Source organism: Roseivivax sp. (genome assembly GCF_054552075.1).
On the sequence record NZ_JBTOLZ010000002.1, the window covers coordinates 137,984 to 159,643 of the forward strand.

Annotated in this window: 20 protein-coding genes; 16 read left to right on the forward strand and 4 right to left on the reverse strand. The window is 70.2% G+C overall.

The window, feature by feature from the left end:
• Positions 1-128: 128 nt before the first annotated feature.
• The 3 genes from ACX938_RS02185 to ACX938_RS02195 form a co-directional block, all read right to left on the reverse strand.
• Complete coding sequence (locus ACX938_RS02185) at positions 129-1,166, reverse strand: TRAP transporter substrate-binding protein (RefSeq protein ID WP_459429805.1); 1,038 nt, start codon at positions 1,164-1,166, stop codon at positions 129-131.
• Positions 1,163-2,026, reverse strand: a complete 864-nt coding sequence (locus ACX938_RS02190; RefSeq protein ID WP_232752171.1) for a putative hydro-lyase — start codon at positions 2,024-2,026, stop codon at positions 1,163-1,165. The genes ACX938_RS02185 and ACX938_RS02190 overlap by 4 nt, the downstream gene beginning before the upstream one ends.
• A gap of 97 nt (positions 2,027-2,123) precedes the next feature.
• Positions 2,124-3,020, reverse strand: coding sequence for a LysR family transcriptional regulator (locus tag ACX938_RS02195; RefSeq protein ID WP_459429806.1), 897 nt, complete (start codon positions 3,018-3,020; stop codon positions 2,124-2,126).
• Positions 3,021-3,625: 605 nt separating this feature from the next.
• Here ACX938_RS02195 and ACX938_RS02200 point away from each other — a divergent pair.
• The 8 genes from ACX938_RS02200 to ACX938_RS02235 all read left to right on the forward strand — a co-directional run bounded on the left by ACX938_RS02200 (position 3,626) and on the right by ACX938_RS02235 (position 13,146).
• On the forward strand, positions 3,626-4,894 hold the full coding sequence (locus tag ACX938_RS02200; protein ID WP_459429807.1) for an ATP-binding cassette domain-containing protein: 1,269 nt from the start codon (positions 3,626-3,628) through the stop codon (positions 4,892-4,894).
• Positions 4,891-5,694, forward strand: coding sequence for an ABC transporter permease (locus tag ACX938_RS02205; RefSeq protein WP_459429808.1), 804 nt, complete (start codon positions 4,891-4,893; stop codon positions 5,692-5,694). Before ACX938_RS02200 ends, ACX938_RS02205 begins: the two co-directional genes overlap by 4 nt.
• A 188-nt stretch (positions 5,695-5,882) precedes the next feature.
• Positions 5,883-7,952, forward strand: coding sequence for a hydantoinase/oxoprolinase family protein (locus ACX938_RS02210; protein ID WP_459429809.1), 2,070 nt, complete (start codon positions 5,883-5,885; stop codon positions 7,950-7,952).
• Complete coding sequence (locus ACX938_RS02215) at positions 7,949-9,604, forward strand: hydantoinase B/oxoprolinase family protein (RefSeq protein ID WP_459429810.1); 1,656 nt, start codon at positions 7,949-7,951, stop codon at positions 9,602-9,604. Before ACX938_RS02210 ends, ACX938_RS02215 begins: the two co-directional genes overlap by 4 nt.
• Complete coding sequence (locus ACX938_RS02220) at positions 9,601-10,587, forward strand: TRAP transporter substrate-binding protein (protein WP_459429811.1); 987 nt, start codon at positions 9,601-9,603, stop codon at positions 10,585-10,587. Before ACX938_RS02215 ends, ACX938_RS02220 begins: the two co-directional genes overlap by 4 nt.
• A gap of 42 nt (positions 10,588-10,629) precedes the next feature.
• Positions 10,630-11,151, forward strand: coding sequence for a TRAP transporter small permease subunit (locus ACX938_RS02225; RefSeq protein ID WP_459429812.1), 522 nt, complete (start codon positions 10,630-10,632; stop codon positions 11,149-11,151).
• A complete protein-coding gene (locus ACX938_RS02230; protein WP_459429813.1) occupies positions 11,144-12,433 on the forward strand; it encodes a TRAP transporter large permease in 1,290 nt (429 codons plus the stop codon). The genes ACX938_RS02225 and ACX938_RS02230 overlap by 8 nt, the downstream gene beginning before the upstream one ends.
• Positions 12,430-13,146, forward strand: coding sequence for a GntR family transcriptional regulator (locus ACX938_RS02235; protein WP_459429814.1), 717 nt, complete (start codon positions 12,430-12,432; stop codon positions 13,144-13,146). The genes ACX938_RS02230 and ACX938_RS02235 overlap by 4 nt, the downstream gene beginning before the upstream one ends.
• Before the next feature lie 14 nt (positions 13,147-13,160).
• Here ACX938_RS02235 and ACX938_RS02240 read toward each other — a convergent pair whose 3' ends face one another.
• Positions 13,161-14,045: a helix-turn-helix domain-containing protein gene (locus tag ACX938_RS02240; protein WP_459429815.1), complete on the reverse strand. Its 885-nt coding sequence runs from the start codon at positions 14,043-14,045 to the stop codon at positions 13,161-13,163.
• 155 nt (positions 14,046-14,200) lie between these two features.
• On the opposite strand from ACX938_RS02240, the gene ACX938_RS02245 reads away from it, so the two are divergent.
• The 8 genes from ACX938_RS02245 to ACX938_RS02280 all read left to right on the forward strand — a co-directional run bounded on the left by ACX938_RS02245 (position 14,201) and on the right by ACX938_RS02280 (position 21,650).
• Complete coding sequence (locus ACX938_RS02245; RefSeq protein ID WP_459429816.1) at positions 14,201-15,235, forward strand: TRAP transporter substrate-binding protein; 1,035 nt, start codon at positions 14,201-14,203, stop codon at positions 15,233-15,235.
• Between the two features lie 84 nt (positions 15,236-15,319).
• The gene (locus ACX938_RS02250; protein WP_459429817.1) at positions 15,320-15,838 is read left to right on the forward strand and encodes a TRAP transporter small permease; all 519 of its coding nucleotides are present in this window, start codon (positions 15,320-15,322) and stop codon (positions 15,836-15,838) included.
• Entirely contained in the window at positions 15,838-17,118 is a 1,281-nt protein-coding gene (locus ACX938_RS02255) for a TRAP transporter large permease (protein WP_459429818.1), read from the forward strand. Before ACX938_RS02250 ends, ACX938_RS02255 begins: the two co-directional genes overlap by 1 nt.
• Before the next feature lie 16 nt (positions 17,119-17,134).
• Positions 17,135-17,974: a dihydroorotate dehydrogenase electron transfer subunit gene (locus tag ACX938_RS02260; RefSeq protein WP_459429819.1), complete on the forward strand. Its 840-nt coding sequence runs from the start codon at positions 17,135-17,137 to the stop codon at positions 17,972-17,974.
• Positions 17,968-18,912, forward strand: coding sequence for a dihydroorotate dehydrogenase (locus tag ACX938_RS02265; RefSeq protein ID WP_459429820.1), 945 nt, complete (start codon positions 17,968-17,970; stop codon positions 18,910-18,912). Before ACX938_RS02260 ends, ACX938_RS02265 begins: the two co-directional genes overlap by 7 nt.
• Positions 18,909-20,210: a hydantoinase/carbamoylase family amidase gene (locus ACX938_RS02270; protein ID WP_459429821.1), complete on the forward strand. Its 1,302-nt coding sequence runs from the start codon at positions 18,909-18,911 to the stop codon at positions 20,208-20,210. Before ACX938_RS02265 ends, ACX938_RS02270 begins: the two co-directional genes overlap by 4 nt.
• Complete coding sequence (gene pyrC / locus ACX938_RS02275) at positions 20,207-21,256, forward strand: dihydroorotase (RefSeq protein WP_459429822.1); 1,050 nt, start codon at positions 20,207-20,209, stop codon at positions 21,254-21,256. Before ACX938_RS02270 ends, pyrC begins: the two co-directional genes overlap by 4 nt.
• A 79-nt stretch (positions 21,257-21,335) precedes the next feature.
• On the forward strand, positions 21,336-21,650 hold the full coding sequence (locus ACX938_RS02280; RefSeq protein ID WP_459429823.1) for a hypothetical protein: 315 nt from the start codon (positions 21,336-21,338) through the stop codon (positions 21,648-21,650).
• Positions 21,651-21,660: the final 10 nt, after the last annotated feature.

Genomic DNA, 21,660 nt, shown 5'->3' on the forward strand with positions numbered 1-21,660 from the left:
GCGGCGGGTTTCGATCGGGCCCGCGCGGCGGTGGACCGGCGCGCGGGGGGCCAGGGCACCGCCCCGATGCGGGGCGGTGCGGGATCAGTATGGCACGGCGCGCGCGGGATGCGCGCGCGGCGCGGGGATCAGTTGACCGGCACGCTCACGCCGACCGCCGCGCCGACCGAGGCGTTCCAGCGCTCGGCCCAGTCGGCCCCGGCGCGCTCGGCCCATTCGGGCAGCACCTGGCTGACCAGCACCTCGCGGGCACGGTCAAAGTCGGCCTCGGAGGCCTCGACCAGGGTCATGTCGCGCGCCTCGCCCGCCGGGCATTCGCCGTTGCCGGTCAGGCAGGCGATGTCGTTGACCAGCGCGTCCTGGGCGCTGGCCCAGGCCGGGGCCTCGAACTCGGCGGCGATCTGCTCTTCGATCAGGCCCTGGGTCTCGGCGTCCAGGCTGTTCCACTTGTCGAGGTTCACCGCGGTCACCACGCTGTCCCAGCCGCCCAGCGGGATCGGCATGAGATGGGTGGAGACCTCCCACCAGCCGGCGCTGTAGCCCGAGCCCGCGCCGGTCACGGCGCAGTCGACCACGCCTTTCTGCAGCGCGCCCGGCACCTCGGAGAAGCTGACGTTGATGCCCTCGGCGCCCAGCGCCTCGAGGAACTTCGCGGTCATCCGGCCCGAGGCGCGGACCTTCTTGCCCTCGAGGTCGGCGAGCCCGCCGATCTCGGCGTTGCAGAAGACGACCTGCGGCGGATAGGGCGCGATGGCCAGCACGTGGCTGTTGAAGCGGTCGTTGTAGATGTCCTCGACCATGGGCCGTGCCGCATCGACCATGGTGCGGGCCTCCGCGGCGGTCAGCGCCAGCAGCGGCACGTCCAGGCCCTCGAGTTCGGGCGCATCGGCCACGGCGTAATCGGCCACGGTCATGCCGACGTCGTAGACGCCGTCGCCGAGCAGCCGGTAGACGTCGCCGACGCCGAGGTTCATCTGGTCATGGGTGGTCAGCGCGACGCTGATCCCGCCGTCCGAGGCCGCGGGCAGCGTCTCGGTCCAGAAGGGCGCCTCGTATTGCTGGTGCAAGGGCAGGCTCGACCAGCTGCCGACGACCGACAGTTCCTGGGCGGCCAGCGGGCCGGCCAGCGCGGTGCTGGCGGCGAGAAGAGTGAAGATGCGTGTCATGTGTAGCTCCCTGTTGTGGTTTGGGTCTCTTGTGTCCCCGGGGGTCCGCTCGGGTTGCGCACCGGCACCTCGGCGTCCTCGGCGATATCGGTGAGCAGCATGTGCCCGGGTTTGTGGGTGATGCAGAGCGGCACCCCGGCGCGTTCGATCGCCACCTGGGGGGTGACGCCGCAGGCCCAGAAGACCGGCACCTGCCCGGGCGCCAGCGGCGCCGGATCGCCCCAGTCGGGGCGGGTGATGTCGGGGATGCCGATGGCCCCGGGATCGCCCCAGTGCACCGGCGCGCCATGGGCCTGCGGGTAGCGGCGGCAGATCGCGGCCACTTCTTCCAGGCGGCTTTCCGCGATGCCGCGCATGCTGACCACCATCCGGCCCGAGAAGGGCCCGGCGGGCACCGTCTCGATGCCCGAGCGGAACATCGGCACGGTGGTGTCGTTCTCGATGTGCCAGAGCGGCAGCCCGGCGTCCTGCAGCGCCTGTTCGAAGGTGAAGGAACAGCCGAGCGCGAAGGCCACGAGGTCCGGCCGCCAGAGCGCCGTGATATCCGTCGTGGCCCCCGCCAGCCGCCCCTCGCGGTAGATGTTGTAGGCCGGCACGTCGCTGCGGATGTCGATGTCGCGGCCCAGCGTGAACATCATCGGATCGCCGGTGTCGCTGACGCCCACCAACGGGCAGGGCTTGGGGTTGCGCTGGCAGAAGCGCATGAAGTCGAGCGCGTGGCTCTCGGGCAGGATCGCGAGATTGGTCTGCAGGTAGCCCGGCCCGAGCCCCGCGGTATGCGAGGCATAGCGCCCGGCCCGGATCTCGGCCCGGACCGTGGCCAGGTCGCTCTTGCGCAATGTGGAATAGCTGGGCGTCACGCCGGTCCTCCCTTTCGGCGTTCAGGGTGACCAAGCCTGCATATAAGCGCAAATCGTATATTTTTGTCGAAAGCGATCAGTTTTCTTGATCAACGCTTCAGGTTGTGCCGGCGTGGTAGTCCTCGGCCACCTCGCGGGCGAGCTCAGCGGCGGTCTCGATCACATGGCTCGTGGGCGCGCCCCGGTAGGAGGCCGAGAACTGCAGCGGATGCGGCAGCCAGCCCGGATCGAAGCTGCGGATCGTGCCGCGCTCGACGAAGCGCCGCCCCAGCGCGCGCGGCAGCGCCGCCACCCCGAGCCCCGCCTCGACCAGCCGGAAACAGGCCGAGAGCGAGGAGGAGGGAAAGATCTGCACGTTCGGCCCGACGCGCTCGAAGAGCAGGTCCTTGATCTCGCGGTAGGGCCGGGTGTTGCGCGCATAGGTCAGGACCGGGCGCTGCAGGTGATCCGCGGGGTCCGCGGGCTCGGGCGCATCGGCGGCGACATACCAGCTCAGCGCGAAGCCCGGCAGGGCGACGTTGTCGATGCTGTATTCCGAGATCGGCCCGAGCAGGATCGCCAGGTCCAGCTCGTGGCCCAGGAGCGCGGCGCGCAGGTTGGTGGAGATGTCTACGTCGAACTCGATGTCGAGATTGGGGTAGCGTTCGTGGCAGCGCGCGATCAGCTCGGGCAGCCAGCACTGGGCGATGGTCTCGGAGACCCCGAGCCTGAGCCGCCCTTCGACCCCCTCGGGCTGGATCACGTCGCGGGCGACCAGCTCGGAGAGATGTTCGAACTTCTCCGCATAGGACAGCAGCAGCTCGCCGCGCTTGGTGAGCTTCATGCCGCCGGCGGAGCGGTCGAAAAGCTCGGCCACCAGCGTCTCCTCCAAGGCCTTGATCCGCGCGGTGACCGCCGGCTGGGTGAGGTTGAGCCCCGCCGCCGCCCGCCGCACCCCGCCGAAGCGGACGACGGCGAGGAAGGTGCGGAGCTGTTCGAGGTTGAGCCGGGTCATGGAGAGGTGAGTACACGGTTTCGGCGCGGCGGGCACGGGGGTTTGGGGGGGGGGGCGTGATCGGTTAGGGCGGAGGGCGCGTCCTTTACCCTCGCAACACGCCCGGCTGTTCGGGCGCATCGGGGGGCTTGGTTGGCCCGGAACACGCTCGCGCGAGCGGTTGGCCAGAAGACCACGCGCAAAAGCAAGCCCTCCACCCTCGCAACAAGCCCCACCCAAGGGCGCGCGCCGGACCGGGGGCCGGCGCTGCTGGACTCTGAGCAAGGCGCTTTATCCCCGCAAGGTCAGGGCAAACTCTGATCTTAGCACGCCATCCCAAGGAGCGCCGGCCCAAGGGGCCGGTCCGGCGCGCGCCCGGCATCTTCGATGCTATTCGGGCGCAAGAAGGTCTTGTCTGGACCGGGGCACACTGGTGCGGAGGGTTGGATGAAAGACGAGAGCAGGGCGTCGCATCCGCCTCTCGCTCCCGTGGCGGCCGCCCTGCCCCGAAGCGCCCGGCACCTGCGGTGCTATTCGGGCGCAAAGCCACCCCTCCCAGAATGACTCGCGTTTCCGCGCCGCCGTGGTATCCCTCGCGCCACGCCCCCTTGCGCCCCGGAGGACCCATGCGCGACGCCAGCCCCGAGACACCGCAAGCCACCGCCTCCCCCGCCATCAAGGCGCACGGGCTGGTCAAGCGCTACGGCGCGCTCGAGGCCGTGGCGGGCATCGACCTCGAGGTGCCGCGCGGGATGATCTACGCCATCCTCGGGCCGAACGGCGCGGGCAAGACCACGCTGATGCGGCTCCTCGCGACCCTCGCCCGGCCCGACGAAGGCACAGCCCAGGTCATGGGCCATGACCTCGCCACCGACCCCGACGGGGTGCGCGGCTCGATCGCCATGACCGGGCAGTTCGCCTCGCTCGACGAGGATCTGACCGGGCGCGAGAACCTGATCTTCCTGGCCCGGCTCTGGGGCTTCGGGCGGCAGGCGGCGCGGCAGCGGGCCGACGAGCTCTTCGCCGCCTTCGAGCTGACCGAGGCGCGCAACCGGCAGGTCAAGGACTACTCGGGCGGGATGCGGCGGCGGCTCGACATCGCCGCCTCGCTGATCGTGACGCCGGGGGTGCTGTTCCTCGACGAGCCCACGACGGGGCTCGATCCGACGGCGCGGCTCAGGGTCTGGAAGATGATCCGCCAGCTCGCGCAGTCCGGGGTGACGGTGCTCCTGACGACGCAATACCTCGAAGAGGCCGACCAGCTGGCCGAACGCATCGCGGTGATCGACCGGGGCGCCAAGATCGCCGAGGGCACCAGCCGCGAGCTGAAGGCCGCGACCGGCTCGGGCTTTCTGCATGTGACGCTGGGCGATCCGAAGCGCATCGACGCGGCGGCGGAGCTCTTGGAGGCGCGGCTCAACAGCCCGGTGCAGCGCGCCCCGGAAGGCGCGCGGCTCTCGGTCATGGCCAAGACGCCCGAGGCCGCCAATGCCGCCATCGCGGCGCTGGTCGCCGAGGGCCTCGCGCTCGAGGATTTCGCCATGGGCTCGCCGAGCCTCGAGGAGGTCTTCTTCGCGCTGACCGGCGGCGCGCCCTCGGCGGAGCCGGAGGAGGCAGAGAGCGACGCGGCGGCACACACTGGCACGGACGGCGGTGCAGGTTCAGCGGGAGACGCGCGCTCCGACGCGGACAGCGGTGCCCGCGGGGTTATCGGCTCTAACGCTGGCGCTGGCTCTGGCCCCAGTTCTAACTCTGGCTCTGGCTCTGGCTCTGGCTCTGGCTCTGGCTCTGGCTCTGGCTCTGGCTCTGGCTCTGGCTCTGGCTCTGACGCCAACCACCGCCCCGAACGCAACACCACCCCCTCCCCCGACAGCCCGCAAAAGGCCCGGACATGACCGAGATCACCCCCGCCACGCTGCGCAACACCCCGCGCCCGCCCCGGCCCTCGGCGCTCTCGAACGCGCTGACCTTCGGCTGGCGCGCGGTGCTGAAGTTCCGCCACGTGCCCGAGCAGCTCTTCGACCTGATCATGACCCCGCTCATGTTCACCCTGCTCTTCACCTTCGTCTTTGGCGGGGCGCTGGCGGGCTCGACCGGCGACTACCTGCAGTTCTTCCTGCCCGGCATCCTCGTGCAGACCGTGGCCTTCAACGCGGTCTATTCGGGCATGGGGCTCTCGACCGACCTCGGCAAGGGGCTCTTCGACCGCTTCCGCAGCCTGCCGATCTGGCCGCTCTCGCCTTTTGCCGGGCTGATCGTGGGCGACATGCTGCGCCACCTGATCGCGGGCGCGATCATCCTCGGGATCGGGCTGATCCTGGGCTATCGCCCCGAGGCGGGGCTGCCGGGGGTGCTCGGGGCGTTCCTCCTGCTTCTCGCGGTGGGCTTCGGGATCGGCTGGGTTTTCATCGTGTTGGGGCTGGTGATCCGCACCCCGACGACGGTGATGACCCTGGGCTTCACGGTGCTTTTCCCGGTGGTCTTCGCCTCCAACATCATGGTCGAGCCCGAGACCATGCCGGACTGGCTGCGCGCCTTCGTCGACGTGAACCCGATCTCGCTGATGACGACGGCCATGCGCGGGCTGATGGCGGGCACGGCAAGCCTCGCCGAGATCGCCCTGGCGCTGCTCGCACCCGCGGTGCTGACCGCCGCGCTGGCGCCGCTGACGCTCTGGCTCTACCGCCGGAAGTGACACCCGAGGGGGCGGCCCGATGCGGCCGCCCGCCCTGCCCCGGGCACGCCCCTCGCGCGCAAGAATTCATTGCGCCAGGCACGCCATAGCGCCCAAGATTCCCCCGAACCTCAGAGGCTTCGCTCCGGCCCGCGCGCCGGAGCACGATCTGTCGTTGACAGCCCATAATTAGTCCGTACTTTAAAATTATGGTTCGCATCTCAATAGATATCGGCGGCACCTTTACCGACGTCGTCGCCGAAACCGCCGAGCGGATGGCCTCGGCCAAGGTGCTGACCAGTTCGGAGGCCCCGGAGGTCGCCGCGCTCGAGGGCATGGCGCGGCTGCTCGAAGAGCTGTCGCTGACGCCTGCCGATGTCACCGGCATCGTGCATGGCACGACGCTCGCGACCAATGCACTGATCGAGCGGCGCGGCGCGCGCACCGCGCTGGTGACCACAAAAGGCTTCCGCGACGTGCTGGAGATGCGCCACGAGAAGCGCTTCGACCAATACGCCCTCGACATCCGCATGCCCGAGCCGCTGGTGCCGCGGCCGCTGCGCTTCGGCGTGACCGAGCGCGTCACCGCCGAGGGCGCGGTCCTGGCCGCCCCGGACCCCGCCGAGCTCGACGTGCTTTGCGACCGGCTTCAGGCCGAGGGCGTCGAGGCCGTCGCCATCGGCTTCCTGCATGCCTACAAGCGCCCCGACCACGAACGGCAGGTGGCCGAGCACCTGCGCGCCCGGCTCGGCCCCGAGGTCACGCTTTGCCTCAGCGCCGAGGTCGCCGGCGAGATCCGCGAATACGAACGCTTCTCCACCGTCTGCGCCAATGCCTACGTGCGCCCGCTCATGGCGCGTTACCTCGGCCGGATGCTCGACGCGCTTTCGGTGCAGGGGTTCAACGGCTCCTTCCTGATGATGCTCTCCGACGGCTCGCTGACCTCGGTCGACCAGGCCATGCGCTTCCCGATCCGGCTGGTCGAGGGCGGCCCCGCGGGCGGCGTGGCCCTGGCCGCCCATGTCGCCCGGCAGATCGGATCACAGAAGACGCTGTCGCTCGACATCGGCGGGACCACCGCGAAGATCTGCTTCATCGAGGGTGGCACCCCCAAGACCAGCCGCCGCTTCGAGATCGCCCGCGCCTGGCGCGACACCAAGGGCAGCGGCCTGCCGGTGCGGGTACCGACGGTGGAACTGGTCGAGATCGGCGCGGGCGGCGGCTCGATCGCCCGGATCGACACGCTGGGCCGGCTGAAGGCGGGCCCGCAAAGCGCGGGCTCCACCCCCGGCCCCGCCGCCTACGACCGGGGCGGCGATGAGGCGACGATCACCGATGCGCATATCGTCACCGGCAACATCGACCCCGAGGGGTTTGCCGGCGGGGTCATCACGCTTCGGCCCGAGCGCGCCAAGGCGGCGCTTGCCCGCGACATCCAGGCGCCGCTGGAGCTGCCCGCGCCGGAACCCGCCGCGGCGGGGGTCATCGAGCTGGCCGACGAGACCATGGCCAATGCTGCCCGCGTGCACGGGGTCGAGCTGGGGCTCGACGTGGCGAGCTTCGATCTTCTGGTCTCGGGCGGCGGCGGCGGGCTGCACGGGGCGCGCATCGCCGACAAGCTGGGCATCCGCCGGATCATCGTGCCGCAGGACGCGGGCGTCGGCTCGGCGGTGGGCTTCCTGCGCTCGCCCGTGGCCTTCGAGCGCGCGCTGTCGGTGGTGACACTTCTGGAGGACGCCGACCTCGCGGCGCTGGCGGACCGCGTCACCGAGATCCTGACCGAGGTGCGCGGCATCGTCGGCGAGGTCGCGGGCCCCGAGGGGCTCGAGGCGCGGGTCACGGCGGAGCTGCGCTACCAAGGCCAGGGGCTGGAGGTGGCGCTCGACCTGCCGCTCGACGGCGCCGGACGCCCGGATTTCGACGGGCTCGAGGCGCGCTTTCTCGACCGCTACGCCGAGGTCGCGGGCTTCACCCTGCGCGAGATCCCGGTCGAACTGGTCTCGATCAGCGTCGCCGTGCGCGAGCCCGACCGCGCGGCCCCCGCCCCGGTGGGACGGCCCGAGACCAAGCCCCGCCGCAACGCCCCGCGCGAGGTCTTCGACCTCGCCGCCAAGGGGCCGATTTCCTACGACGTCGTGGCGCGGCCCGCGCTCAACGGCTGCACGCTGAAGGGCCCGGTGGTCGTGGTCGAGCCGCAGACCACCACGCTGGTCCGCCCCGGCTGGACGGTGCGCCGCGCCGAGCTGGGCCACCTCGTCATGGAACGGGGGGCGCCATGACCGACGCTTTCGATATCGTGGCGCAGAACGTGCTCTGGAACCGGCTGGTGTCGGTCTGCGAGGAACAGGCCAACGCGCTGATGCGCGCGGCCTTCGGCGCCATCGTGCGCGAGGCGGGCGACCTTTCCGCCGGGGTCTTCAATGCCGAGGGGCAGATGCTGGCCCAGGCGGTGACCGGCACGCCGGGCCATGTGAACACCATGGCCGCCTCGGTCCGCGCCATGCTCGACCGGGTGCCGCCCGAGGGGCTGAAGCCCGGCGACGCGCTGGTCACCAACGACCCCTGGCTGGGTGCGGGACATGTCTTCGACTTCGTGGTGGTCACGCCGGCCTGGCGCGACGGGCGGATCGTCGGCTACCTCGCCTCCACCAGCCATATCGTCGACGTCGGAGGGCGCGGCTGGTCGGCCGAGGCGGGCTCGGTCTTCGAGGAAGGCGTGACCTTCCCGCCGATGCACCTGCGCCGGGGACGCGCGGTGAACGAGGAGTTCCTGTCGATCGTCACCGCCAACTCGCGGGTGCCGCACGAGGCCCGGGGCGACATCCTCTCGCTTCTGAGCTGCAACGACACCGGCGTGCGGCGGCTCCTGGCGCTGATGGAGGAATATGCGCTCTCCGACCTCGCCTCGGTCTCGGACTTCATCTTCGAGCGCTCCGCCGAGGGCACGCGGCAGGCGCTGCTCCGCGCGCCGGAAGGCATCTACGAGAACACCATCGAACTGGACGGCTACGACGCGCCGATCCGGCTCAAGGCGCGGATGACCGTGGCCGAGGGGCGGATCGAGGTGGACCTCGCCGGCTCCTCGCCCGCCGTCGGGCGCGGCATCAACTGCCCGCTGACCTATAGCGCGGCCTATGCCGCCTTCGGCATCCGCGCGCTCCTGACGCCGGAGATCCCCAACAACGCCGCCTCGCTCGCCGCGATCCGGGTCAGCGCGCCGCCGGGACTGGTGGTCAGCGCCGAACGGCCAAGCCCGGTCACCGCGCGCCATGTCATCGGCCAGGCGCTGCCGGACTTGATGCTCGGCTGCCTCGAACAGGCGCTGCCGTGCGAGGTGCTGGCGGAAAGCTCGGGCGCGCTTTGGACCATGTCGCTCTCGGGCGCCGGCGAGACCGAGTTCACCTCGCTCAATGTCGCGCTGGGCGGCATGGGCGCGCGGCCAGGCACCGACGGGCTGTCGACCACGGCCTTCCCCTCGGGCGTCGGCGCCGTGCCGGTCGAGGCCGCCGAAGTGGCCGCGCCGCTTCTCTACCACTCCAAGGAGTTCGCCCCCGACACCGGCGGGGCGGGCCAATACCGCGGCGGGCTGGGCCAGGAAATCGTCATCGGCTCGCGCATCGACGAGCCACTCTCGCTCTCGGCGGCCGCCTTCGAGCGGCTCTCCTCGGGGCCCGCGGGCCGCGCCGGCGGGGCGCCCGGCGCGCCGGGCGCGGCGCGGATCACCGATGGCACGACGATCACCGACAAGGGCATCTACCGCATCCCCGCAGGCGCGCGGCTGGTCCTGAGGACGCCCGGCGGCGGCGGCTTCGGCGATCCCGCCAAACGCGAGAAATCCGCCGTGGCCCGCGACCTGGCGCATGGGCTGATCTCGGAGGAGACGGCCGAGACCATCTACCAGGGCACCGACAAAGGGAGACAGAGACCATGACCTTCACCAGAACGGCCCTCTGGGCCGGGGCGGCGCTTGTTGCCGGCGCCCCGGGCGCCTGGGCCCAGACGCAATGGGACCTCAGCACCGCCTGGGGCGCCAACAACTTCCACGTCGAAAGCGCGATGGACTTCGCCGACGCGGTGCGCGAGGCGACCGAGGGGTCGGTCGACATCACCGTGCATCCCTCGGGCGAACTGGGCATCGGGGCGACGGAGAAGCTGTCTTCCGTGGAGACCGGCATCGTGCAGATGGCCGACATGCTGCTCTTCCTGCAGGCGGGCGAGGCGCCTTTCCTCGGCGTCGACACCCTGCCCTACCTGATCCAGGGCCAGGTGGAGATGGCGACCTGGCTCGAGGTGGCGGGCCCGACCTACGACGAGATCTTCGCGGCGCATAACCAGAAGGTGCTCTATTACGTGCCCTGGCCCTCGCCCGGGATCTACACCAAGGAGGCGGTGGTCTCGGCCGAGGACATCGCGGGCCAGCGGATCCGCGCCTTCAACGCCACCTCCTTCGAGTTCCTCGAACGCCTGGGCGCGGCCCCGGTCGAGCTGCCCTTCGGCGAGCTCTCGGCGGCGGTGGCCGCGGGCACGGTGGACGGGGCGGCGACCTCGACCTCTACCGGGGCAAATTCAAAGCTTTACCAATTCACCAGCCATTTCAATCCGTTGAACTGGTCCATGTCGCCCGACGCGGTGACGGTGAACCTCGATGCCTGGAACGCGCTGACCGACGCGGAGCGCACCGCCATCGAGACGCTGGCCGAGGAGATGGAGGCCGGCTTCTGGGAACGCTCGGCCGCCGAGGACGCGGCCAAGACAGAGGTGCTGGTCGAGAACGGCATGACCGTCTCGGCAGCCGATGACAGCCTCACCGCCAAGATGGCCGAGGCTGGCAAGGAGATGTGGACCGACTTCTTCAGTTCGGTTCCTCAGGCGAAGCCTGTCGTCGAGGCCTATGCGGCCGAAGTCGGCAAGTGAGCGGATGGGCCGCCGGACGCACCCACCGGCGGCCCTTTCCCCATGCAGCGCCTGCTCTCCCTCATAGACCGCCTGTCGCGACTGGCCGAGACCGCCGCCGTGGCGCTGGTCTTCGGCTATTGCGCGCTGATGCTGATCGAGGTCCTGGCCCGCGCCCGGGCCCAGAGCCTGTCCTACACCTGGGAATTCAGCCAATACGCCATGGCGGCGATCTTCGCGCTGGCCGCGGGCCCCGCGCTGCGCCACGCGGTGCACGTGCGGATCACGCTGGTCGGCGACCGCCTGCCCGCCCCCGCGCGGCGCTGGCTGGACCTCGCCGCCAATGCCGCCGGGCTGGCCATCGTGGCGCTGATGGCGGTGGCGCTCTGGACCAAGACCACAACCTCTTTTTCGCGTGACATCCTCGCCACCACGGTAACGCAGACGCCGCTCTGGATCCCGCAGGCGGTGGTGCTTTGGGGGATGACGCAGCTTTGGCTCGACCTCTTCGCGCGGCTCGTGCGTCGGGCGCAGGGGCTGCCGCACGAATGGCGCGACGCCGACGCGGAGCCCGGACATGACTGAAATCGCCCTTGTCGCCAGCCTTCTTTTCGTGGCGCTCCTAGCCGGATCGGTCTGGATCGGGCTGTCGCTTTTCGCCACGGGCTACCTGCTCCTGGCGATCTTCAAACCCAATATCCCCATGGACATCTATGCGAGCGGGGTGATCTGGGGCGCGATGATCCCCTCGCCGCTCCTGTCGCTGCCGCTTTTCATCCTGATGAGCGAGGTGCTGGTGGCTGCGGGCCTCGGGCGGTCGCTCTTCTCGGGCCTCGCTCCTTGGGTCGGCCGGCTGCCCGGCGGGCTCTTGCACGTGAACGTCGTGGGCTCGACGCTTTTCGCCGCGGTCTCGGGCTCCTCGGCGGCGACCACGGCGATTGTCGGCAAGGTCAGCCTGCCGGAGCTGGCCGCCCGCGGCTACGACCGGCGGCTCGCCATGGGCTCGCTCGCCGGGGCGGGCACGCTGGGCTTCCTGATCCCGCCCTCGATCATCATGATCATCTACGGGGTGATCGCCGAGCAGTCGATCCTCGAGCTTTTCATCGCGGGCATCCTGCCGGGGCTGGCGCTGGCGGGGCTCTACATGGCCTATATCGCCGCCCACCAGGTGGTGACGCGCTCGCAGCCGAAGCCCGCGCCGCCCAGCTGGGCCGAGCGCCTGCAGGGCCTGCGCGACATCGGGCCGGTCGCGGCTCTGATCATCGGCATCATGGGCGCGCTTTACACCGGCATCGCCAGCGTGACCGAACTGGCCGCCGTGGGCGTCCTCGGCGCGGTGCTGATCTCGGTGGTCATGGGCCGCTTCTCGCTGGGCGCCATGGTCCGCGCCGGGCGGCGGGCGGTGCGCACCTCGGCGATGATCGGGCTGATCATCGTGGGCGCGGCGCTTCTCAACGCGGCTTTCGGTTTTCTCGGCATCCCCAAGGCGGTGGCCGGACAGATCGCCGCGCTGGGGCTTTCGCCCTTTGCGCTGATCATGGTGCTCCTGGCCTTCTACGCGCTCCTGGGCATGTTCCTCGACGGCACCTCGATCATCGTGATGACCCTGCCGATCACCCTGCCGCTGGTGACGGCGGCGGGCTACGATCCGCTCTGGTTCGGCATCTTCGTGGTGGTCGCGGTGGAGATCAGCCAGATCACCCCGCCGATTGGCTTCAACCTCTTCGTGATCCAGTCTCAGACCGGAGAGAGCATCGGCACCATCGCCCGCGCGGCGCTGCCCTTCTTCGGGCTGCTGCTGCTGTTCGCGGTGATCCTGGCGCTGGTGCCCGACCTTGCCCTCTGGCTGCCGGGAGCGCTGCGATGAAGAACCTCTACAGCCAGGTCTGCGAGGACATCCTCGGCCAGATCCGCGCCGGAGAGCTGCGGGTCGGCGAACGGCTGCCGCCCGAGGCGGAATATGCCGCGACGCTGGGGATCAGCCGCTCGACCCTGCGCATGGCCTTTGCCGAGCTCGAGGAGGCGGGCGTCTTGAAGCGCCGCAAGCGGGCGGGAACCGAGATCATCTCGGACCGGCCGCAGCGCCGCTTCAGCATGGCGACCAGCGGGGTGGCGGAACTTCTGAGCCTCGGGCGCGACACCGAGTTCAGCATCACCAGCACCCGCCAGGTGCCCACCGAAGAGATCCCCCAGCTCGCCGGGCTCAGCAGCGAGACGGGCCATTGGCTCGAGGTCTCGGGCAGCCGGCGGATGCAGGGCGAGAGCCGCGCCTTCAGCGTGAACCGGGTCTATGTGCCCGCGCGCTTCGCCGCCATCGAGCCGGTCCTGCACGAGGGGCGCCGCTCGGTCTTCCAGACCATAGAGGAGACCTTCGACGTGCGGATCGGCCGGGTCGCGCAATCGGTGCGCGCGGTCGCTTGCCCCGACGAGGACGCCAAGGTGATCGGCCTCGAACCCGGCGCGCCCGCGCTGCGGATCGAGGCGCAGCTCTATCTCAGCGACGAGCGGCTCATGGAGGTCTCGGTGGCGACCTTCCACCCCGAGCGCTTCCAGGTGCACAACGACGTCAAGATCAAGTGACCCGGGTCCGGGCCTCAGAGCATCTTCTCGAGCCAGGCGGCGGCGTCCCGGCCCTTGAGGCTGCGCCGCCAGAGCTGTTCGGTGATCGCCTCGTGCTGGGCCACCGCCTCGGGCGCCGAGGTGATCGTCGCCACCCCGAGCCGCACGTTGGCCAGGGCGCCCAGCCGGAAGGGGCTCATCGCCAGCTCCGGGCGCGCCGCGCCGCGGAAGATCTGGAAGCTCGCGCCGGGCATCGAATCGACCAGCACGCCGATCTGCACGCCGATCGGTTCGCTGTTCAGCATCTCGATGATGTTCTCGACCTCGGCACGGGCGGCGGCGCGGCGGTCGGCGCGGCCCGCGAGCGCCTGGGTGCCGACGAAACCGCTGTCGCAGAAGGCCTCGATCTCGACCGCCGAGACCAGGCTGACCACATGCGGCGGGCGCGCCCGGTAGGCCGCCTTGCGCCGCTTCAGCACCTCGAGCACCTGGTCGATCTGGGCCAGCGCCTCGGCGCGGTCGGGCACGTCCTCGGGCACGCTTTCGCGCAGCACCTCGGGCAGAAGCGCGTCGTAACGGTCGGTGGTCAGCAGGTAGGAGACCGGCCCAAACATGACGCTGATGCGCTCGGCCTTCTCCTCGATCTGGCGCATCCGCTCGAAGAAGGCGAGCGCGCTGGAGACATATTCCACCGCCACGCCGAGCAGCGTCGCGATCGAGACGCCGAGGTGATCGGCGATCCGCCCCAGGGTGTCGACGCGGACCGGGTGGCCCGCCTCGTAGCGGTAGATGGCCGCACGCGAGACCCCGGTCAGATCGGCGAGCTGATCCGGCGTCAGCCCCGCGCCCATGCGCGCCGCGCGCAGGCGTTCTCCGAGTGCGTCGATTGCGTCGCTTTGAGTCACCGCCCGCTGATTCACGCGCCTGCTCCCTCGTTTTCTGCCCGCTCACTATGCAAACCACGTCTCAAAATAGCAATGATTGCGTCACTTGTCGCAAATTTGAGAAAATTCTTGACTTTGAACACGCCGCGCAGAAGCATCGCAGGAAACACGCCAACCTGGAGGTATCTGCAATGACGCAACATCCGCTTTCGCTCGCCGGCCGGCTGGGCTTGGGCGCCGCGGTCCTGACCGCGGGCCTGGCCTCGGCGGTCTCCGCGCAGGACTACACCGCCCGCATCGGTCACCTGGAATCGCCGCAGCAGTCGCGGCACGTGCACCTGGAAAAGGTCGCCGAGATGGTCTCGGAGCGCACCGACGGCGCGGTCGAGTTCCAGATCTTCCCCTCGGGCCAGCTTGGCTCGCAGCGCGAGATGACCGAGGGCGTGCAGCTCGGCACGCTCGAGGCCACGGTTTCCCCGGCGGCCTTCCTGGGCGGCTTCAACGCCGCGATCTCGATCCTCGACATCCCGTTCCTCTTGCCCGCCGACGAGACCGAGGCGCAGGCCCTGCGCGGCGGCGCCTTCGGGGACGCGCTGCTCGAGAGCTTCTCGGACCGCGGCGTCGTGGGCGTCGAGCTCTGGCCCAACGGCCGCAAGAGCCTGACCTCGAACAAGCCGCTCGAGGATCTGACGGCCCTGTCGGAGCACAAGTTCCGCACCATGGACAGCCGCATCCTGATCGAGCAGTTCGAGGCGCTCGGCGCCTCCGCCGTCGCCCTGCCCTTCGGCGAGCTTTACACCTCGCTGCAGACCGGCGTGGTCGACGGCCAGGAGAACCCGCTCGATACCATCCAGCGCATGAAGTTCTACGAGGTGCAGGACTACCTCGTGCTGACCGAGCATGGCGCCATGGAGGACGTGGTGCTGTTCAACCCGATGTGGTGGAACGCCCTGCCCGAGGAATACCGCACGGTGATCTCGGAGAGCTTCGAGGAGGTCATCCCCGAGCTGCGCGCCCACAAGGAAGAGGCCGTCGCCGCCGCCCTCGAGGTGATCGACAGCGAAAGCGAGATCGAGATCCGCGAGGCCTCCGCCGAGGAGCGCGACGCGATGCGCGACGCGACCTATGACGCCGCCGTGGCCGCCTACAAGGAGCGCGCCGGCGACGAGGGCGCCACGCTGATCGAGCTTTACGAAAGCGAGTATTCGGAGATCACCTCCGAGTAATCTCGGCCACCTTGGCCAGAGGTCCGGCCCCCATGCGCGGGGCCGGACCCATCGTCACTTCCACCGCAAACCGCGAGGCACAGCATGGGGCCCCTGGGACTTCTCAGACGCGCCGAACGTTTTTTCGTCGTCACCGTCTTCCTGAGCATGGTCGCGCTATTCGCGCTCAACGTCCTTGGCCGCGAGATCGGCGGCGAGGTCGCCAGCCGGCTGACCTGGATCGAGGAAGCGGTGCGGCTGCTCAACATCTTCCTGGTCTTCGGCGCGCTGGGGCTGGCGCTGGAGCGCGGCCGCCACGTCGGCATCGACACGCTGCGCCGCCGCCTGCCGCCCCGCGCCCAGCGCCTGGCCGAGAAGATCATCGACGCCCTGGGCTGCGTGACCACGCTCTACCTCGCCTGGCTGGCGCTGGGGCTGACCCGCTTCGTGCTGCAGACCGGCCAGCGCAGCCCGACCCTCGATGTGCCGATGGGCTGGATCTACGCCGCGCCGGTGGCGGGCTTCTGCCTGCTGTCACTGCGCTACGCGCTGAGCTTCTTCTCGGTGATCGACCGTTTCTCGCAGGCGCCCGGCGCCTCTGATGCCGAAAAAGGGGCCTCCTGATGATCTGGCTCATCGTGATCTTCGCCCTCGTGCTGCTGCTCGGCGGCTTCGAGATGTTCCTGGTGCTGGCGCTGCCCGCGCTCGGCGTGAAAGAAGCCTTCTACCCCAATCTGCCCGATGCCGCGCTGGTCCAGAAGGTGATCGGCGGGATCAACCACAGCACGCTCCTGGCGATCCCCTTCTTCATCCTGGCGGCGCATCTGATGGGCGCGGGGCGCATCGCAACCCAGCTCACCGACCTGATGCGGGTCTTCCTGGGCCACACCCGGGGCGGCATGGGCCAGACCACCATCGGCGCCTCCATGGCCTTCGGATCGGTCTCGGGCTCGGCGCCCGCCACGGTCGCGGCCATGGGCCGGATCGTCTATCCGCAGATGCGCGAGACCGGCTTTTCCGAACGTTTCGGGCTGGGCCTGCTGGTCGCCAGCGCCGAAACCGCGCTGCTGATCCCGCCCTCGATCACGCTGATCATCTACGGCTGGATCACCGGCACCTCGATCGCCCAGCTTTTCGCCGGCGGCCTGGCCGTGGGCCTGGTCCTCGGGCTCGCCTTCTCGCTCATGGTCACCATCGAGGCGCGCCGGCGCGGGCTCGAGGGCGGCCCCCGCACCGCCTGGAGCGACCGGCTGCGCGCCCTCTGGGACGCGAAATGGGCGCTCGGTATGCCGGTGATCATCCTCGGCGGCATCTACAGCGGGCTCTTCACCCCGACCGAGGCCGCCGCGGTCAGCGTGGTCTACGCGATCTTCGTGGAGATGGTGATCTTCCGCGACCTCAACGTCGCCAAGCTCGTGGAGGTGACCGAGGACAGCGCCGTCGCGACCGCGGTGATCTTCGTGCTCCTGGCCGTGGGCGGGCTTCTGTCCTTCTTCGTGACGCTCGCGCAGGTGCCCCAGGCGATCACCGCCTTCCTCGAGACCGCAAACGCCGGGCCGATCACCTTCCTTCTGGTGGTCAACCTCTGCTTCCTGATCGCGGGCATGTTCATCGACCCCAATTCGGCGCTCCTGATCCTGGTGCCGCCGCTTTTCCCGGTGGCCCAGGCCTTCGGCGTCGACCCGGTGCACTTCGGCATGATCGTCACGCTGAACATCTGCATCGGGATGATCACCCCGCCCTTCGGGCTCGACATCTTCGTGGCCTCCTCGACCCTCGACAGGCCGGTCCTGTCGATCATCGCCGGGGTCTGGCCCTTCGTCGCCCTGAACATCCTGGTCCTGCTGATCGTCACCTACGTGCCGGAGATCTCGCTCTTCGTGCCGGACCTGTTCTTCCGCTAACCCAAGGAAATCCGCTGTGGCCCTGTTGTCCCCCGCGCGGCTCGATCCCGCGCCGACCCGCCCCATCAAGGAGATCCTCGCGACGGTCCTCACCCATGAGACCGTGGCCGAGGACTACCGCCTGCTCGAGCTCTCCGCGCCCGCCGAGGCGCTGGACTGCGCGCCGGGCCAGTTCTTCCACATCCTCTGCCCCGTCGACGGCGAGAGCCAGCCCTTCCTGCGCCGGCCCATGTCGATCTACGGCTACGACAAGGCGCGGGGACGGTTGAGCTTTCTCTACAAGGTCACCGGCGAAGGCACCCGCGCGCTGGCGCGGCTGGCGCCCGGGGCACGCCTGAACGTCACCGGCCCGCTCGGCCGGGGCTTCACCATCCCCGAGGAGGCCCACGGCCTTTTGGCGGTGGCGCGCGGCGTCGGCCTCGCGACGCTGGCCCCGCTCGCGCAGGAGGCCCGGCGCCTCGGCCGCGTGCTGACGGCGATCTGCTCGGCCCGGAGCCCCGAACACCTCATGTCGATCGAGCATTTCGAGGCGCTCGGCGCCCGGGTGATCCAGGTCACCGACAGCGCTGGCACCTCGGCGCCCGAGCACCTGCGCGGGCTGATCGAGGCCGAGATCGCCGAGGGCCGGGTCGACATGCTTTATACCTGCGGCTCCAACCGGCTCCTGAAGCTTTGCCAAGAGATCGGCGCCAAGGCCGGCATCCCCGGCGAGATCGCGCTCGAGCAGCAAATGGCCTGCGGCATCGGCATGTGCCAGTGCTGCGTGCGCCCCTTCCGCAAACCGGGCGGCGTCGAACAGCTGCGCGTCTGCCGCGAAGGCCCGGTCTTCGACATCCAGGAGGCTCTCGAATGGTAGACCTGACCGCCCGGGTCGGCGCGCTGACCCTGAAGAACCCGATCATGCCCGCCTCCGGCACCTTCTCGCGCGAGATGGCCGAGGTCTTCGACCTCGACGTGCTGGGGGCGCTGGTCACCAAGACCATCACCGCCGAGATCCGCGGCGGCAATCCCACCCCGCGCGTCTGCGAGGTCGAGGGCGGCATGCTGAACTCCATCGGCATCCCCTCGAAGGGGCTGGGCGCCTTCCTGGCCTCCGAACTGCCCGCCTATGCCGGCCACCGCGCGCCCCTGGTGGTCAGCATCTCGGCGCCCTCGGTCGAGGGGTTCGCCGCGCTCTGCGAGAAGGTGAGCCAGCCCGGCGTCGCCGCGATCGAGGCCAATATCTCCTGTCCCAACATCGAAGAGGACGGCAAGGCTTTCGCCATGCGCCCCGAGACCACGCGCCGCGTGCTCGAGGCGCTGCGCGGCGCCACCGACCTGCCGCTCTGGGCCAAGCTCACGCCCAACACCGGCGAGACCGTCGAGGTCGCCCAGGCCGCCGAGGCGGCGGGCGCCGACGGGCTGGTCGTGGCCAACACCATGCTGTCGATGTCCATCGACCCGCGCAGCCGCAAGCCCAAGCTCGGCAACCTGATGGGCGGGCTCTCGGGGCCGTCCTTCAAGCCGATCGCGCTGCGGATGACCTATCAATGCGCGCGTTCGGTCGAGATCCCGGTGATCGGCTGCGGCGGCATCTCCACCGCCGAGGACGTGGTCGAATACCTGATCGCCGGCGCCTCGGCGGTGCAGGTCGGCACCGCGAGCTTCATCAACCCCACCGCCATGCCCCGGCTTCTCGACGACCTCGCCGCCTTCATGCGGACCGAGGGGATCGCCAGCGTCGCCGAGCTGGTGGGCTCGATCCGCGACGACGCCACCGCCGAGGCGGTGCGATTCATGGAGACCGCGCCATGAGAGACGTGACCCATCCCGCCGCCACAACCCGCGCGCCCGCACTCGGGCCCGAGGACGCGGCCCTCGCCGAGGAGCTCTTCGCCGAGATCGCGACGCGGAGCCCCGACACCCGGGGCGTCAGCCGCCCGGCCTGGTCGGCCAAGGAGACCGAGATCCTCGACTACCTGACCGCCCGCGCCGAGGCCGAGGGCCTGGTGGTCACCGCCGATGCGCTCGACAACCGGGTCTTCTGCCTACCCGAGGACGCAGGGCGCACCCCCTACCGGCTGATCGGCAGCCATGTCGACAGCGTGCCCGTGGGCGGCAATTACGACGGGCTCGCGGGCGTGATCGCCGGGCTTGTCTGCCTGATCCACCAGAGGCGCGCGGGCCGGGGCTTTGCCCGTCCGCTGCGCGTCATCGCCATGCGCGGCGAGGAAAGCGCCTGGTTCGGGCCCTGCTACATGGCCTCCAAGGCGCTGACCGGCACGCTGACGCCCGAGGAGCTGGAGGCCCCGCACAAGGGTGACGGGAAGCCACTCTCGGCGCATATGGCGGCGCTTGGCGTCGACGTGACGCCGATCGCCGAGGGGCGCGGGCTGCTGCCGCTCGACGAGATCGCGGAATACCTCGAGCTGCACATCGAACAGGGCCCGCTTCTGGTCGGCGAGGACCGGCCCGCCGCCGTGGTCACCGGCATTCGCGGCAACCTGCGCCTGAAGGAGGTCCGCGCCCTGGGCGAGCCGGGCCATTCCGGCGCGGTGCCGCGCAGCTACCGCCGCGACCCGGTCATGGCGACGGCGAAGCTTCTGGCGCGGCTCGACGACCTCTGGGCGCGCGAGGTCGCCGAAGGCGGCGACCTGGTGATGACCAGCGGCATGATGAGCACCGATCCGCAGCATCACGCCATGGCGCGGATCCCCGACAGCCTGACCTTCAGCTTCGAGATCCGCAGCCAGCACCCCGAGACGCTGGCCCGCGTCGAGGCCGCGCTGCACGACGAGATCGCCCGGCTCACCGAAGAGACCGGCGTCACCTTCGAACTGCCGCGCCCGATCCGCAACGCCCCGGCCGAGGTCGACGCGGCGCTGCACGAGGCGCTGCTGGCGGCCATGGAGCGCGCCGGGCAGGCGCCTTACGCCATGGCCTCGGGCGGCGGGCATGACGCGGCGATCTTCGCCAATGCGGGCGTGCCCACGGGCATGGTCTTCGTGCGCAGCCGGGGCGGCTCGCACAATCCCGACGAAAGCATGGAGGTCGCCGACCTCCTGGCCGGGGCCGAGATCCTGCTGGCGCATGTCGCCACGGAGGGCGCATGACCGTCGAGCTGGAGATCCTGCGCCCCGACGACTGGCACCTGCACCTGCGCGACGGCGCGATACTGGCGGCGGTGGCGCCGCACAGCACCTGGGCGCGGCGCGCGATCATCATGCCTAACCTCGACCCGCCGGTGACCACCTCGGCCGAGGCGGCGGCCTATCAGCACCGCATCCGCCGCGCCCTGCCGCGCGGCAGCGACTTCACGCCGCTGATGACGCTGTATCTCACCGAGCGGACCGATCCTGCCGATCTCGCCGCCGGGGTCGAGACCGGGATCGTCACCGCCGCGAAGCTCTATCCCGCGGGCGCCACGACCAATTCCGCGCGCGGCGTGCGCGACCTCGACGCGATCATGCCGGTCCTCGAACGCATGGCCGAGCTGGGCGTGCCGCTCTGCACCCACGGCGAGGTCACCGCGCCCGAGGTCGACATCTTCGACCGCGAGGCGGTCTTCATCGAGCGGGTGCTGGCGCCGCTGCGCCAGCGGCTGCCCGAGCTGAAAGTGGTGATGGAGCATGTCACCACCGCCGAGGGCGTCGACTACGTGCGCGAAAGCGCCCCCGGCATCGGCGCGACGATCACCGTTCAGCACCTCATGCTGAACCGCAACGCGCTGTTCGCGGGCGGCATCCGGCCGCATTACTACTGCCTGCCGGTCCTGAAGCGGGAACGCCACCGCCAGGCGCTGCGGCGTGCGGCGACCTCGGGGCACGCGCGGTTCTTCCTCGGGACCGATTCCGCGCCGCATCTCAAGGGCGCGAAAGAGGCGCCCTGCGGCTGCGCGGGCTGTTTCACCGCGCCCGTCGCCCTGCCCTGCCTCGCGCATGTCTTCGAGGAGGAAGGCGCGCTCGACAGGCTCGAGGCCTTCGCCTCGCGGAACGGGCCGGCCTTCTACGGGCTGGCGCCCAACCGCGACCGGCTGCGGCTGCAGAAGACCCGCAGCCCGATGCGCCCGCCGTCCAGCATTCAGACGCCCGAGGGGCCGGTCGAGGTCTTCGACCCCGGCGTGGCGCTTTACTGGCAGATGGAGCCGGCATACGCCTGAGCCAAGGGCCTTCACCCCCGGCGCGGCGCGACCCACCGCCCGGGGCCACACCACGTTTTGCGCGACATGGGAGACCAAAATGGCATTTCGCGACATCGCAGAGATCATCAAGAACAACGGCGGCGGCAGCCACGCCTTCGAGAAGGCCGCGCAGGCCGCCAATGCCGCGGCAGCGGCGGAGCCGCAGAAGGCCGCGGGCTATTTCCTCCTGGGCTGGGAGGCCATGGAATTCGTCAATGTCTTCGAGCGGATGCCGGTCTCGCAGGACGCCGCCCGGGCGGCGCAGGAGCGGCTGGCGGACCATGCCGCGGCGCTCGATGCGGCGGGCGACGCCCCCGAGGCGGTGCTCGCGGCGCTGAACGCCATGGTCGCGACCTACCTCGCGCCGCGCTGAGCGTTCGACC

What these genes read in the sequence shown, in the direction of transcription:
- ACX938_RS02185 (WP_459429805.1), bottom strand. Translation starts at nt 1,166, where the DNA reads ATGACACGCATCTTCACTCTTCTCGCCGCCAGCACCGCGCTGGCCGGC.
- ACX938_RS02195 (WP_459429806.1), bottom strand. Translation starts at nt 3,020, where the DNA reads ATGACCCGGCTCAACCTCGAACAGCTCCGCACCTTCCTCGCCGTCGTC.
- ACX938_RS02200 (WP_459429807.1), top strand. Translation starts at nt 3,626, where the DNA reads ATGCGCGACGCCAGCCCCGAGACACCGCAAGCCACCGCCTCCCCCGCC.
- ACX938_RS02205 (WP_459429808.1), top strand. Translation starts at nt 4,891, where the DNA reads ATGACCGAGATCACCCCCGCCACGCTGCGCAACACCCCGCGCCCGCCC.
- ACX938_RS02210 (WP_459429809.1), top strand. Translation starts at nt 5,883, where the DNA reads ATGGTTCGCATCTCAATAGATATCGGCGGCACCTTTACCGACGTCGTC.
- ACX938_RS02215 (WP_459429810.1), top strand. Translation starts at nt 7,949, where the DNA reads ATGACCGACGCTTTCGATATCGTGGCGCAGAACGTGCTCTGGAACCGG.
- ACX938_RS02220 (WP_459429811.1), top strand. Translation starts at nt 9,601, where the DNA reads ATGACCTTCACCAGAACGGCCCTCTGGGCCGGGGCGGCGCTTGTTGCC.
- ACX938_RS02225 (WP_459429812.1), top strand. Translation starts at nt 10,630, where the DNA reads ATGCAGCGCCTGCTCTCCCTCATAGACCGCCTGTCGCGACTGGCCGAG.
- ACX938_RS02230 (WP_459429813.1), top strand. Translation starts at nt 11,144, where the DNA reads ATGACTGAAATCGCCCTTGTCGCCAGCCTTCTTTTCGTGGCGCTCCTA.
- ACX938_RS02235 (WP_459429814.1), top strand. Translation starts at nt 12,430, where the DNA reads ATGAAGAACCTCTACAGCCAGGTCTGCGAGGACATCCTCGGCCAGATC.
- ACX938_RS02245 (WP_459429816.1), top strand. Translation starts at nt 14,201, where the DNA reads ATGACGCAACATCCGCTTTCGCTCGCCGGCCGGCTGGGCTTGGGCGCC.
- ACX938_RS02250 (WP_459429817.1), top strand. Translation starts at nt 15,320, where the DNA reads ATGGGGCCCCTGGGACTTCTCAGACGCGCCGAACGTTTTTTCGTCGTC.
- ACX938_RS02255 (WP_459429818.1), top strand. Translation starts at nt 15,838, where the DNA reads ATGATCTGGCTCATCGTGATCTTCGCCCTCGTGCTGCTGCTCGGCGGC.
- ACX938_RS02265 (WP_459429820.1), top strand. Translation starts at nt 17,968, where the DNA reads ATGGTAGACCTGACCGCCCGGGTCGGCGCGCTGACCCTGAAGAACCCG.
- ACX938_RS02270 (WP_459429821.1), top strand. Translation starts at nt 18,909, where the DNA reads ATGAGAGACGTGACCCATCCCGCCGCCACAACCCGCGCGCCCGCACTC.
- pyrC (WP_459429822.1), top strand. Translation starts at nt 20,207, where the DNA reads ATGACCGTCGAGCTGGAGATCCTGCGCCCCGACGACTGGCACCTGCAC.
- ACX938_RS02280 (WP_459429823.1), top strand. Translation starts at nt 21,336, where the DNA reads ATGGCATTTCGCGACATCGCAGAGATCATCAAGAACAACGGCGGCGGC.